Source organism: Patescibacteria group bacterium, from assembly GCA_041662965.1.
Lineage (GTDB): Bacteria > Patescibacteriota > Patescibacteriia > Patescibacteriales > GWC2-42-12 > JACPHD01.
Genome location: JBAZRI010000004.1, coordinates 1 through 14,209, shown reverse-complemented (window position 1 = coordinate 14,209; position 14,209 = coordinate 1). Strand labels below are relative to the sequence as shown.

Genomic DNA, 14,209 nt, shown 5'->3' with positions numbered 1-14,209 from the left:
AATATGAGTGAAAAAATAATTAAGCAAGGAACGGTCAAGCAAGTCATCGGCGCGGTCGTGGACGTGCAGTTTTCAGGCGGCCTGCCGGAAATTTATACGGCTTTGGAAATCAATAACCATGGCCAAAAATTAGTTTTAGAAACCCAGCAGCACTTAGGCGGCAATACGGTCAGGGCTATCGCCATGGGCACAACCGACGGGCTAAAACGCGGCGATTTAGTCGTGAATACCGGAGATAATATTTCCGTACCGGTCGGCGAGGAAACTTTGGGCCGGATTTTTAATGTTTTAGGCCAGACGGTTGACGGCGGCGAAAACGTGAAAACCGCCAAAAGATATCCGATCCACCGCGGCGCGCCGGAATTCGTGTCGCAATCTACTAAAACCGAAATTTTAGAAACCGGCATTAAAGTCATTGATTTAATCTGCCCGATTTTAAAAGGCGGCAAGGTCGGCTTGTTCGGCGGCGCCGGAGTCGGCAAAACCGTGGTAATCCAAGAGCTTATAAATAATATCGCTAAAGCGCATGGCGGAGTTTCGGTTTTCGCCGGCGTTGGCGAAAGGACGCGCGAAGGCAATGATCTTTACAAGGAAATGAAAGACGCTAAAGTATTGGACAAATTAGCCATGGTTTTCGGGCAGATGAATGAACCGCCGGGAGCCCGCGCCCGCGTAGCTTTATCCGGTTTAGCTATCGCCGAATATTTCCGCGATGAAAAAAATAAAGATGTTTTATTTTTTATTGATAATATTTTTAGATTTACCCAGGCCGGCTCGGAAGTTTCAGCTTTGCTCGGTCGCATGCCGAGCGCCGTGGGCTATCAGCCGACTCTAGCCACCGAAATGGGCGAGCTACAGGAGCGCATAACTTCAACCGATAAAGGTTCAATCACTTCCATCCAGGCCGTCTACGTGCCGGCTGATGATTTAACCGATCCGGCGCCGGCCACGACTTTCGGCCACCTTGATTCCACGGTCGTTTTATCCCGCGGCTTATCCGAATTAGGCATTTATCCGGCCGTGGATCCTTTAGATTCTTCATCGGTTATTCTAGATCCGAAGATTGTCGGCCAAGGCCATTATGATATTGCCCGAGGCGTGCAGAAAGTATTGCAAAGATACAAAGATCTGCAGGATATTATCGCTATTTTAGGCATGGAAGAATTATCGGCTGAAGATAAAATTACCGTGGCGCGCGCCAGAAAAATACAAAGATTTTTATCCCAGCCGTTCGCCGTGGCGGAAACTTTTACCGGGCATCCGGGGAAATATGTTAAGCTGGCCGAGACTATCCGCGGTTTTAAAGAGATTCTCGCCGGCGAACATGACTCTAAGAGCGAAGGCGATTTTTATATGAAAGGCGGGATTGAAGAAGTGGGGAAATAGCATTTGCTGTCATTCCGGCCTCCGAGCCGCCCCGCAAAATGCGGGGTGGATTGCGGGTCGGAGCCCGCAATGACAATAAGTTTATGACAATAAATATATGGACAATAAATTCATAAAATTTGAAATCGTCACTCCGGAGCGCGTGGTTTTGCGCGAAGAAATAACGCAAATTACCGTACCGACCAAAGTCGGGGAGATTACGGTTTTGCCTAACCATATTCCGCTGGTATCAAGCCTTCAGCCGGGAGTGGTTCATGTTAAAAAGAAAAATGGCGAAGAAGAAATTATGTCGATTTCCGGAGGGTTTTTAGAAGTTTTAAAAGACAAGGTGGTGATTTTAGCCGATACGGCCGAGCGCGCCGAAGAGATTGATCTGGGTCGGGTTGAAGAAGCTCGCAAAAGGGCCGTCGAGCTTAAAGAAAAAGCGCGCCGCGGCGAAAACGTTGATTTCGTTGAAGTCAACGCCGCCATAGAGCGAGAATTAGCCAGAACCAAGGCGATTAAAAGATGGCGGAAAATTAAAAATATTGAATAAAAATAAATTATAATAAAATGGGACAAAATAATATAATAGAAGGGGGAGAAACAATTATGAATAACGAGCAAACCAAAAGCCACGCCGAAGAGGCACAAAACCTTTGGGAAGAATCAGAAAAATTGGAATTTATTAGGGGGTTAAAGGCCGGGAAGAGCGTGGCGGAAATAATGAGCCAGCTTGATACGGCTGAAGCTTTTGCCGAAAAATCCGAGGTGGCAGGTTGTAGTGACGGTAGAATCTGCGACGAGGATGAACATCGCCTGGGCACAGCCGGGAATGGTATTCTTCTTTTTTTTGATTCCATGTTCGACAAGAGTAAAGATCAAACTAAACTGGAAAAGTTTATTCTCGCCAATAAGGGCAAGATAAAAAAAGTAAAGAGCCATGATCACTGCGGCGCCGCGAAAATAAAGTTTGATTTGATGCAGGCGGCTGGCGAAAAGCTGCCTGAAGGCGTTAATACTTCGGACGAGCTGGGCATCTACTACAGCCAAGAGCTAGCCAGAAGGCTAGGGGCGGAGTATGAGCATACCAAAATGCTTAACACTATGCATAACGAACGGGCGATTTACCTTGACGGTACGGGCAAGTTTAATCCGTCGGCTTTGCCGGAATTGCCGGCCGGCTTTATGTGCAGCGGTCCGGATCTTGGTTTTAATCCAAAAGATCAGGAAGTTGAGCTGGTTACACTGGCCAAAATTCCTTTAGGCGACCATGGTTTTGGCGAAAGGTTTGATAAAGACAATCCTTTCTATATCGTGGTTTCGGCTAATAATCAAAAGCAGCTTGATGAGTTAAAAGAAATCGCCGAGCGAGCGGCTAGCCAATTTAACGGCAAGATTAAAGTTGATGGCTTCATAGTTGAATAAATAGTTGAATAATTTTGTTTCACCTTAATTCCGCGGGCGTAAGTTCGCGGATTTTTTATTGACAAATTCCGATAGTTTTGTATAATATATTATTCAGATAAAGGAAAGCTTTTTTAAAAATAAATTAAAATTCAAAAATGGAAGGAGATGGTCATGAAAAGAATTCTGGCGGTTTTGGCGGTTGTGTTTTTGTCTATTGTTTTTGTTATTTTGCCGGCGGAAGCGAAGGAGGAGGTGTCGTTAGAAAACGGCACGCTTATCATTACCGAAATAAAAGAAATAAAAAGAATTCCCAACGTGCCTAAAGGACTCTCACCGGAAGACGCAGACAGACTTGTAAAAGGTAGCTTCGGCGATAAAATCGTGGTTAAAGGAAAAAAAGAAAAAACAACATTTATTTTTAGCTTTCCTGTCCAAGTAAAAAGGGAATACTCGGACAGTGCGATAAGCTACGGACCGGCAACTGGATGGAGCAGTTCAAAAATTCCTCGAACCGAAATAAAATCTGATTTTATTTTAAGCAATGTCCTTTTAATGTCTGCGATTTTTATTTTAACAGTAAGCATAATTAATCGCTTGTCAATAGGAATGAAAATTCGTAATCTTTTTTTATTTTACGGCTGCTTACTTGCTATAGTTATAATAGAGACGGCCATTGCTGCTATTGACTCGTTTCTTACTAGTATAGGTATAGTGGCGGTTATTGGCGTGTTTCTTGGCTGGTTAGCTGGCACGATTGAAAACAAGATGCCGAGCAGGCTACTGATGGGGTCAACAGGCGTGTTGGTAGGTTTATCTGCAAACGTGTTTCTATCCGAAAGATACGAAGCGCCAGTAATTTATTTTGTATTCTTAGCTGCTGCTTGCTTGGTATCTCTGGTGATAGCTTATGCCGGCAGTTTTATAAAAAAAAGACTTCAATCTCAGACGTCGCCAAAATAGACGAAAAGGCGTCGTTGAAAACAAAACGCAAAGGGCGGAGAAAATTTTATTCTCCAGCCCTTTTTATTTTTTAAATTAGCTGGTTAAAGTAAAAACGTTTTTATGGCTTACCTCCGGATTCTCGCCTGCGCGGGAATGACAGGTAATTTTTTATTAAAAATTAGCTGAAAATTTAAATACTTGACAACAGTTGATTGAGCGGTTAAAATACAATAATAGATTAGCACTCTAGCTAGGCAAGTGCTAAATTCAATTAAAAATTACGAATTATCAATTGCGAATTTTTAATAAATAATAATTAATAAACTCTAGCGCGCATACTCCTGGATTCCCGCCTGCGCGGGAATGACAAAAAGAGCAGTTATGCGCTATGAGTTATAAGATTTATGAAGCTAAAACCTTTGCATGACCATATTGTGGTCAAGCCGATCAGTGAAAACGAAATTACCAAGTCCGGCATTGTCTTGCCCGACACCATAGATAAAGAAAAGCCGGAAAAAGGCGAAGTCGTGGCCGTGGGCGATGGCAAGTTATTGGATAACGGCCAAAGAGCGCCGATGAGCGTTAAGGTCGGGGATAAAGTTATGTTTAAAAAATATTCTCCGGATGAAATAAAAGTTGACGGCGTGGAATATCTAATCATCAGTGAGGGGGATATATTGGGAATACTAGAATAATTAATAATTAAACTTTTTGTTGCGAGTAATTGTCTTTTTCTGTCATTCCGGCCTACGAGCCGGAATCCAGGCTTAGACGATGCGAACAAGTTTCTGGATTGCGGGTCAAGCCCGCAATGACAAAGAGGTTATGCTCCTCGCAATGATAAATAAAAACAATATGGCAAAACAAATTATTTACGATGAAAAAGCCAGAGGCGCTTTAAAAAGGGGCGTTGACCAATTAGCCAACGCGGTTAAAGTTACGCTCGGGCCGAAAGGGCGAAACGTCGTCATAGAAAAAAGCTATGGCTCTCCGACCATTACTAAAGACGGCGTGACCGTGGCCAAAGAGATTGAACTTGAAGACAAGTTTGAAAATATCGGCGCCGCGCTGGTAAAAGAAGTTGCCTCTAAAACCAACGATGTGGCCGGCGACGGCACGACTACGGCGACGATTTTAGCCCAAGCCATGATTACTGAAGGTTTAAAAATGGTGTCTAGCGGCATCAGCCCAATTGAACTTAGAATTGGCATTGAAGATAAGGTAGCCGAAGTTGTAGCCAATTTAAAGAAAATGAGCAAAACCATTAAGACTAAAGAAGAAATCGCTCAAGTAGCTTCAATTTCAGCTAATGATTCCGAGATCGGCAATATTATCGCCGAAGCCATGGAAGCGGTAGGCAAAGACGGCGTGATTACGGTTGAAGAAGGCCAGTCTTTCGGCGTAGTTAAGGAAGTGGTTGAAGGCATGCAGTTTGACAAGGGCTATGTTTCGCCTTACATGATTACCAATACCGAATCAATGAAAGCCGAATTTAATGAGCCGCATATTTTAATTACTGATAAAAAAATCGCTTCCATCCAGGAAATTTTACCGCTCTTAGAAAAAATGGCGCAAGCCGGCAAAAAAGATTTGGTGATTATCGCCGATGAAATTGAGGGCGAGGCTTTGGCCACTTTCGTGGTTAATAAATTGCGCGGCACCTTTAACGTTTTAGGCATTAAAGCGCCGGGTTTCGGCGATCGCCGCAAAGCCCTGCTAGAAGATATCGCCATTTTAACCGGCGGTAAGTTTATTACCGAAGAAGTTGGTTTGAAATTAGAAAAAGCGGAAATCGCTGATTTAGGCAGCGCGCGAAAAGTCGTGGCCTCTAAAGAAGACACGGTTATAGTTCTAGGCAAAGGCTCGGCCGAGGCGATTAAAAATCGCGTAGCGCAAATCAGAAAAGAGTTAGAAGTGACTGATTCGGATTATGATAAAGAAAAATTGCAAGAACGGCTGGCTAAACTTTCCGGCGGCGTAGCGGTTATAAAAGTTGGCGCGGCCACGGAAACCGAAATGAAAGAAAAGAAAGACCGGATTGAAGACGCTTTAAACGCGACTCGCGCGGCTATAGCCGAAGGCGTAGTGGCCGGAGGCGGTTTAGCTTTAGCGCAAGCCGGCAATGCTTTTAACGAGTTAACCGATAAAAAAGAAGATACGCCCGGCGCGCGCTTAGTGGACACGGCAATTCTAGAACCGATTAAGCAAATCGCGGCTAACGCGGGCAAAGACGGCTCGCTAGTCTTATATAATATTATTAAAGAATATAAAGCCGGCAACAAGAATTTAGGCTATAATGCTATGGCGGATAAATTTGAAGATATGTTCGCGGCCGGCATTGTTGACCCGACTAAAGTCGTGCGCTCGGCTTTAGAGCACGCGGCTAGCGCGGCGGTTATGTTTTTAACCACCGAAGCGGTTATCGCCGAAAAACCGGAAAGCAAAGAATGCGGCCATACCGGCGGCGGCATGCCCGGCGGCATGGATCCGTCAATGATGGGGATGTAGTCACCAGCCAAGGCCTCGGACTATAAATAAAAATAAAATTTATAATATTTAAATAGGACAGTTTAATAAACTGCCCTATTTTTATTATTGAAATTCATTTAATCTTTCCGCTCCGCTCGGGCCGCTTTTTTATTGTCATTTAAAATATTTTTGTATGCTTTTTCTTAAATTTTACATTCGTGGCGCTTCGCTAGGACTTACTTTTTATGACTAAAAAGTAAGCAAAAAGTCTCGGGGGTTTCCGATTGGCTATCTCGTTGATTAATCTTATCTCTGTAAGCCTTGGCGCCAACTCCAACCCCCGAACCCCCAAGTGATTTTTAATTGTATTTTAAGAAGAGCTTAAATAATTTAGTTTGCTCTAATTTCAGCGATGATTTATAATGTAAGCATAAAACTAGTTTGACCAATATGGAATTAAACAAACAGCCAATCAGCATAAATATAACCAGCGGAACAATAATTAAAACTATCGCTATTTTTGTTTTGCTGTACTTTTTATATTTAATCAGCGATATTTTAGTAATCTTTTTTGTTTCTTTGGTATTTTCCAGCGCCCTTGACCCTTGGGTTGATAAGCTTAAGAAAAAGAAAATTCCCCGTTCAGTCAGCGTTCTGCTTTTATATTTTATATTTTTTTCCGTTTTAGGCACGGCTTTATATTTAATCATTCCGCCGATTATCAGCGAAATTAACGGCCTGGCGAATAATTTTCCCGATTATATTGAATCTCTATCTTCAAAGTTCAGTTTATTAAAAGATTATTCTCTAAAATATGGCTTGTTGGATAGCACCAAGAGTTCTTTTGATATTATTACCGGCTATTTGCAAAACACGGCTTCCGGAGTGGTTTTAACTTTGTTTAATATTTTTGGCGGAATTTTTTCTTTTGTTTTGATTTTGGTCCTAACTTTTTATATGGTGGTTGAGGAAAGCGCCATGAAAAAATTAGTTTGGTCCGTCGCTCCGGAAAAACATCAAACTTATATCATGCATTTAATTAATCGCATACAGATAAAAATGGGTCATTGGCTAAGAGGCCAATTAATCGTCTCTTTGTCTTTGGCGGCTATGTCTTATATCGGCCTGGAAATATTAGGCATTAATTACGCTTTAGTTTTAGCGCTGTTAGTCGGATTTTTTTCTTTCATACCTTACGTCGGAGCGATTTTAGGAGCTTTGCCGGCCGTATTTATCGCTTATACCCAGTCGCCCTTGCTCGCGGCTTTAGCCATCGTGTTATTTTATATCGTCCACTTGATTGAAGGTAATTTTCTCCAGCCGAAAATTATGCAAAAAGTTGTCGGCATAAATCCGATTGTCAGTATTTTAGCCATTTTGGCCGGGTTTAAATTAGCCGGCCTGATCGGCGCCGTGCTTTCCATACCCGTAACTACGGCCTTGTCGGTTTTTATTAAAGATATTTTTGACAGTAAAGAAGAGAGAAGGGAAGTGATGGAAGAGATTTAAATAATTTTATTATTTTTAAATAAAAAAATACGGGCAAACGCCCGTAAGTCAACCCTCATAAAATGCGGGTTTTTTATTTATAGCGGAGCGCTTCCAAAGGATTTAATTTCGCGGCGCGGCGTGAAGGATAAACGCCGGTTAGCAGGCCGATTACAGTGGAGAAAATAATAATAAAACCGATAAACCAAGTCGGGCAGTAAAATAAATTAAGCGGCTGGCCGCCAAAGGTTTTAGCTAGAATATTAAGGCTGAAATTAGCGATTTTACCGCTAGAATAGCCGACAATAATTCCGCCCAGGCCGCCTAAAAATCCCATCAAGACCGATTCAATTAAAAATAAAAACAGGATATCGTTAGCCGAAGCGCCGATTGAACGCAAGATGCCTATTTCGTTTATCCTTTCAAGCAAGGTCACAGTCATAGTATTAAACATGCCGATAGCGGAAACAACTAAGGCCACTAAGCCGAATAAAGCTAAAATTATTTGGATGACGCGGAAAATATTTTTAGCCTGTTCAATTGTGTCTGATAAAGACGAGACTAAAAAGCCCAAATTAATTATTTTGTTTCTTACCGGTGATAAATATGATTCCTGGCTGACCTTTACTTTAAGCTGGGAATAATTATCAATATCTAAATCAGCCAGGCTAGCGGCGGGAATATAAATATAGCTGGAATTTTCATTTGCCACTACGCCAGCGATAGTGTATTTATCGGCCCGGGCGATGGTTTTTGTTTCTTCAATTCCGTCTTTAAAGCCGTTAGAAATAAATAAAGTAAGCGTTATCTGCTTACCGATTGCTTCCTCCGGGGCTAAGTTAAAAAGTCTGGCCCCGGCCGTGGATATTACCGCGCTGTATTTATCATTATCATTGAACAATTTACCGGAGGACGCGCTAATGCCTCCGAGCCGAAAAAATGAAGGTTCAACGGCGTTAACTAAAGTATCTCCGGTCAGATCGCCTAAACTCATCTGGGCGGTTGAGCTTATCAGCGGGCTTATTTCGGCCACTTCCTTAATCTCGGAAATTTTTTTAATGCTGGTTTGGTTTAAAGACGCGGAATCATAATCGCTGCCGGCGCTAACATCTATGCTTAAGAGAGCGTCGGCCGTAGTTATTTTATTTAAGACCATATTTTGCAAACCGTAGCCCAAAGACACTAAAAATAAAACCGTGCCAATACCGACGCTAACGCCGAGAATTGTTAAAAATGTCCGCATGGGGCGGGCAGTAAAGGCTCTGGTTGATAATAGAATCAGATCGGGCAGCCTCATAGTCGTTTAGACGCTTATAAATTCAGCGATCGTTTTATTATTTAAATTTGCCTAAAATTAATAATTCCATTCTTTTAGACATTTTTTTGGAAATTCTGCGGTCAAAGCCGGCGCCGCCTTTATCAATCGGAGCATCAAGCTGTTTTTGGAAACCGATTTGATCAATGCTATCGTTTAGCCGGTCTCCAATAGCCTTATCAAAATTCCTTAAAACTTCAAGCGAGGTTATGTCAATTTTAAAAATATTCATAAGATACTGCCTAATTCGCACGATTTCGGCGCTGGAATCAACGAGATTATGTTTTTTATTTTTCGCTTCCTCGTCCTGCAGAAATTTAATTTCTTTAATAATTTCTTTTATGCCGTCAGTAAGCTTGGCCGCGGTTCTTTTATCAAGGCCTAGACCGCCTTTTTCCGTATCAGCATCAAGAAAATTAAGCACTTCATCATTATCATTAACGCCGCGCATAATCAAGCCTTCCACTTTTTTGGATATTTTTTCCAATTCGTCTGATGATGAACCGAGCATTGATTCCAAAACTATCTGTTTGGCTTTAAAAGGTATAAGCAAATTGCCGGCTTGGGCCGAAGACAGGCTGGAATAAGCCCTAAGTAATAGCGACAAGCTTCTGGAAATCTCCGGTTGCGCGGCTTCTTCAATTTCAACCAGTTTTTTAATCGTCCGGTCAATGACTTTATTGGTTTTCCTATCTATAATCATGCCATCTTTCAAATAAAAAACGCGATGGGCGAAACGCAGATAGTCCGGGTTATGGGTAACTAAAATTATGGTTTTTTTTAAGCGTTCATTTAAGTCTGACAGCAACATCATAACTTCGTTGGCGGAATTTGAATCAAGGTTGCCGAGCGGTTCGTCGGCCAATAAAATATCAGGTTCGTTCATTAAAGAGCGGCAGATGGCCACTCTTTGCTGCTGGCCGCCGGATAATTCCGTGGGCAGCTTATTGGCTTGCTCTTTAACGCCAAAATGTTCGAGCAATTCCATGGCTTTTTTCTTTCGGTCTTTATGCGCAACGCCGACAAATATTCGGGGCAGAATAACATTATTTAAAACATTAAGCGAGCCGATTAAATAGTAAGCCTGAAAAATCATGCCGATTTTTTTACGATGGTATTCTTCAATTTCCCAATGCTCCATTTTGGCGATGTTTTGCCCGTTGACTAAAATATTTCCCAGGATGTTAGTTTCCAATCCGGCGATTGAATAAAGCAAGGTTGATTTGCCGCAGCCCGACGGTCCGAAAAAAATAATAAATTCTCCGGAATAAATTTCCAGGCTGATATTTTTTAAAGCGTAGAATTCATTAGCCTTGCCCATAAAATAAATTACGTTTAAATCTTCAATGGTGATTATGGGCTGGTTTTTTTTATCCGGCTCGGCTCCGGCGGTTTGTTGGGTTATAATATTATTTTCCATGGCTATATTATAACATAAAAAAATATAAATAAAAAACGCGTCTGGATTTTAAGGGGTGAGTTTTTATATGGCGCGGTTTTTTAAAAAAGTCCGATCGCCGCGCCGGTTGAGGCGCTTAACGGCATGATCATAAAAATTAAATTTTTTTGGCCAAGTTTAAAATTTTTGCTTTAAAAATTTTTCATATTTTTTTGATCTTCGCCTAAGGCGCTTAACAATAAAATATAATTTATTTTTTCTATCCGATAAGAGAATTTATGTTGATAATTTTTTGACTTGCTATTATGATTGGGCTTAATATTTTTTATGATAAATTTTATTTCAAGATGGATTTTTTAGTTTAAAATTTATTTTTTGGCGCGCCCGCGCCTGCGCTTTTATATTTATCGTTTGGCGGCTGATTGTGGATAACTTGAGATAAAAATAATTTTAATCCCGCTTTTATAATACGCGCAATCGTTGTTTTTTAGCGGAAAAAATTTTAATAAAATACAGGGGGTAAAAGAGATATTATTTTAATAAAAAAATGAAACAATTTTTAGGCCTATGTTTTTAACTTAATATAAGCAAAAAATAAATTTGTTATCAGCTAAAGTCTTTAAGCGCCGTAGGTTAAATTAACCGGATATTTATGGCAAAAAGGTGGCATAATTTATAAGGCGCGCGGAGGTTTTATAGCCATTAAAAGCTACTGTAAAATTATGTTTAATTATGGTATAATAAATGATAATAACTTGATAATATCTTGATAATATAATATTAAATTTAAAACTAAAATAAGCACAAATCAATAATAAGTAATTTTTAGCAAAAATAAGTTAATAATATACCTCTAAATTATCTCTCCCCATGCGAGATAAATCCCTTAGCGAAAACGAATTAATGCCTTTGCGCCGGCTGGCTGAAATAAGCTCTTACAGCCCGGCCTACATCTCTCTTTTGGTGCAAAGAAAAAAGCTTAAAGCCAAGCGCGTTGGCCGTAATTTTTTAACTACCAAAAAGTGGTTTAATGAGTACTTGGAAAAACACGCTCAAGAAGAAAAAAGATTGTCTAGCCATGAGGTAGTTTCTCAATCTCAAATATCCGATCAAATCACGGCTCAAGCGCCGGTTCAAGAATTAGCCAGCATATTATCCGAAGCGCCGGTTCAAGCGCCGACGGAAGAATTAACTTCGCCCGCAACCGCTTACAAGCAGGTTGAAATTCTTTTGCCCGCCTTAGCCGGCCTAGCGGATAAAGAAAAAAATTTAGCCGAAGTTTTTAATAAAAAAATCATAGTTACCGCCGCTACGGTTTGTTTCGCCGTAGCGGTTTTATTTATCGTCGGTTTATGGCAGAGCAAATTAATGAGCGGCGTTATTAATCTTGAACCTTTAGGGCGCGTAGCCGGCATAACGGAAACGGCAACTTCTTCTTCGCCCTTGCCCAGGCTTTTGGCTTTAACCGATACGGCGATAGCCTCGGCCGCGGAAGCGGACAGGACGACAACTTTCGCCAGCGAAAATTTTTCAGCCGGGCAGGTTAGCCTGGGAGGAGAAATGATTTTTCTTCCCGACGAAAATTTTTCTACGCCGCTAGCCGTTTTGGAAGTAAAAAGCGAAAGCGTAACCGATCTTAACGGCGAAGTAAATAAATTTTTTATCGCCTGGCGCACCAACCGGCTGGCTGACTTTGAAATTTTATATTTCCGCGCCGGCGAGGATGAATCACGGGCGCGTAAAATTAAAAGCAATGATTTTTCTTTAAGCCAAAGCGTGGTGCTAAGCGGATTAGATAAGGCCACGGTTTATAATTTTATTATTAAAGCCCACGACCGTTTTGGCAACGAAGCGGTTTCCAACCGCTTTGCCGCTTATTCAGGCTCCAAGCCCATATCCATCTTTGAGCTCATTATCAATACTTTAGAAGATTCGTTCCAATGGGCTTTAAGAAAAGAATGAAAATAAATAATATCCGATGATAGAAGCAAGAAATAAAAAATTATTAAAAATTATTCTAGCGATTATTTTATTGCTGGGCTTGGTTTTTATATATTTTTATTTTTTCCGGTCGGCGCAACAGGCGGTTATAGCGCCTCCGGCAAAAGTTACGCCCGCGCCGTCGCCGATAACTATTGAACCGGCCGCGCCCGAAGAGGCAACCAGCTCTTTAAATTTAGCAGAGCCGGAAGAACCAATCCCCTTAACGCCGGTAGCGTTAAAGGGAGACGCGGCCATCGGCAACAAAGAGATAAGCCTCTCCGCCTATATTGAAAACAGCCAAGGCAGGCAGATTGAAAACGGCATTTATGCTTTTCGCTTCGCCATTTATAGCGTTGACCGTAAAATTAAAGACGATTTTCCATCCGACTCGGATAAGGCCAAGCGCGTTTGGGAAGAAACAAAAAACTTAACCGCCGTCAACGGCATAATTTCAACTTATCTTGGTTCGGCGAATCCTTTTCCCGATAATTTTGATTTTCAAAATAATGATTATTATTTAGGCATCAGGGTTAACCGCGACTCGGAAATGGTTCCAAGAAAAAAAATAACTTCAGTCTTTCACGCCATTGATTCATATTTTGTCCAAGGGAAAACTATCGGCGATAAAGAAGGGGATTTAATGCTTTTAGGTCCCGGTGGCAAAATTGAATCTAAATATTTAAACTTATCCCTAGGCGGAATACCTGTTGCCGCTTCAAGCAGTTTAGACATCAGTAATTTAAACGGAGTGCTTAAAGTTTCCAACGGCGCTCTTTCCACCAACGTGACTACCTCGGATATTCCCGAGGGAGATAATCTTTATTGGACGCAAGCCCGTTTTGACGAAGCGGCTAAAGGCATAAAAAGCACGACTGTCTTTTTGGGAGGCGGCGGCAGCGGCACCAGCATCACATCAACTTCAGACTTACCCGAGGGCAGCAATCTTTATTGGACTGATGCCAGATTTGACGCCAAATTCAATACCGGCATCGCGACGGTTTCCGCTATCGGCCCGGGCTCGGCGCTTTATATAGACGCTAGCGGCAATATCGGCATCGGCACGACTACTCCGGCCTATAAATTAGAAGTTAACGGTTCGGCGAAAGTAAGCTCTCTTAACATCAACGGAGTTTACAGCCTGCCCACGGCTACCGGAACGGCGGCGGAATTTTTAAGAGGGGACGGAACTTGGGCAACTCCGGCCAGCTCCAGCTATACGGCTACAGGTACGCTCTTGCAATTAGTCGGAACTGAATTTTCTCTTAAAGAGGGTACGCTGACTGATGGTAAATTATGCTCTTACTCAAGCGCTTCCGGCTTAATCTGCACTTCTGACGCGGCCGGAACCGGTTCGGTTACTTCGGTTGATATGTCTGTGCCAACCGGTTTAGCTATTTCCGGAAATCCCATAACTATTTCCGGCACCTTAGCTCTAAGCTATGCCTTAGGCTATGAAGGCCTACTAACCGCTTCTTCCACCGAATGGAACACTTTTTACAATACGCCAAGTAACCGCATCGCGGCCGGCAGTCTTCTGTCCTGGGACGGCAACACGCTAAACTCATCCCTGGTCCAACTCGGCCAGATCGGCGATGTTTCCACTTCCACTTTAGCCTACGGCCATGTGCTGGTTTGGGACGGTTCAGCCTGGCAGGATACAGCCACTTCCTCATTAGGCATTAGCACCACCGGACTGGTCGGCACTTTAGGCCCTGACCAAGGCGGAACCGGCCAAGACTCATCAGGCTGGAACGGCCCGGTCAGTGTGGCTAACGGCGTCTGGCAAGCCACCACCAGTATCGGCGTGATGTACGGGGGCACGGGTTCCACCACTCTGA

The 14,209-nt window shown here is 42.3% G+C and carries 11 protein-coding genes; 9 read left to right on the top strand and 2 right to left on the bottom strand.

Annotated elements, in window-relative coordinates:
- Positions 1-3 precede the first annotated feature (3 nt).
- The 7 genes from atpD to WC639_02925 all read left to right on the top strand — a co-directional run bounded on the left by atpD (position 4) and on the right by WC639_02925 (position 7,695).
- A complete protein-coding gene (atpD, locus tag WC639_02955) occupies positions 4-1,386 on the top strand; it encodes a F0F1 ATP synthase subunit beta (protein ID MFA6306736.1) in 1,383 nt (460 codons plus the stop codon).
- Between the two features lie 97 nt (positions 1,387-1,483).
- On the top strand, positions 1,484-1,921 hold the full coding sequence (locus WC639_02950) for a F0F1 ATP synthase subunit epsilon (protein ID MFA6306735.1): 438 nt from the start codon (positions 1,484-1,486) through the stop codon (positions 1,919-1,921).
- 17 nt (positions 1,922-1,938) lie between these two features.
- Positions 1,939-2,793, top strand: coding sequence for a hypothetical protein (locus tag WC639_02945; protein ID MFA6306734.1), 855 nt, complete (start codon positions 1,939-1,941; stop codon positions 2,791-2,793).
- A 153-nt stretch (positions 2,794-2,946) separates the two neighbouring features.
- On the top strand, positions 2,947-3,735 hold the full coding sequence (locus WC639_02940) for a hypothetical protein (GenBank protein ID MFA6306733.1): 789 nt from the start codon (positions 2,947-2,949) through the stop codon (positions 3,733-3,735).
- Positions 3,736-4,121: 386 nt separating this feature from the next.
- Positions 4,122-4,412, top strand: a complete 291-nt coding sequence (locus WC639_02935; GenBank protein ID MFA6306732.1) for a co-chaperone GroES — start codon at positions 4,122-4,124, stop codon at positions 4,410-4,412.
- Between the two features lie 160 nt (positions 4,413-4,572).
- Positions 4,573-6,225: a chaperonin GroEL gene (groL, locus tag WC639_02930; GenBank protein ID MFA6306731.1), complete on the top strand. Its 1,653-nt coding sequence runs from the start codon at positions 4,573-4,575 to the stop codon at positions 6,223-6,225.
- A gap of 411 nt (positions 6,226-6,636) precedes the next feature.
- Entirely contained in the window at positions 6,637-7,695 is a 1,059-nt protein-coding gene (locus WC639_02925) for an AI-2E family transporter (GenBank protein ID MFA6306730.1), read from the top strand.
- Positions 7,696-7,768: 73 nt separating this feature from the next.
- Here WC639_02925 and WC639_02920 read toward each other — a convergent pair whose 3' ends face one another.
- Positions 7,769-8,971 carry an ABC transporter permease gene (locus WC639_02920; protein MFA6306729.1) on the bottom strand — a complete coding sequence of 401 codons (1,203 nt, stop codon included), beginning with the start codon at positions 8,969-8,971 and terminating at the stop codon, positions 7,769-7,771.
- A gap of 37 nt (positions 8,972-9,008) precedes the next feature.
- Positions 9,009-10,409, bottom strand: a complete 1,401-nt coding sequence (locus tag WC639_02915) for an ABC transporter ATP-binding protein (protein ID MFA6306728.1) — start codon at positions 10,407-10,409, stop codon at positions 9,009-9,011.
- A gap of 849 nt (positions 10,410-11,258) precedes the next feature.
- Here WC639_02915 and WC639_02910 point away from each other — a divergent pair.
- Both WC639_02910 and WC639_02905 read left to right on the top strand, forming a co-directional pair.
- Complete coding sequence (locus WC639_02910; protein MFA6306727.1) at positions 11,259-12,350, top strand: hypothetical protein; 1,092 nt, start codon at positions 11,259-11,261, stop codon at positions 12,348-12,350.
- 16 nt (positions 12,351-12,366) lie between these two features.
- On the top strand, positions 12,367-14,209 hold a 1,843-nt coding region (locus tag WC639_02905; GenBank protein ID MFA6306726.1), incomplete at its 3' end, for a hypothetical protein.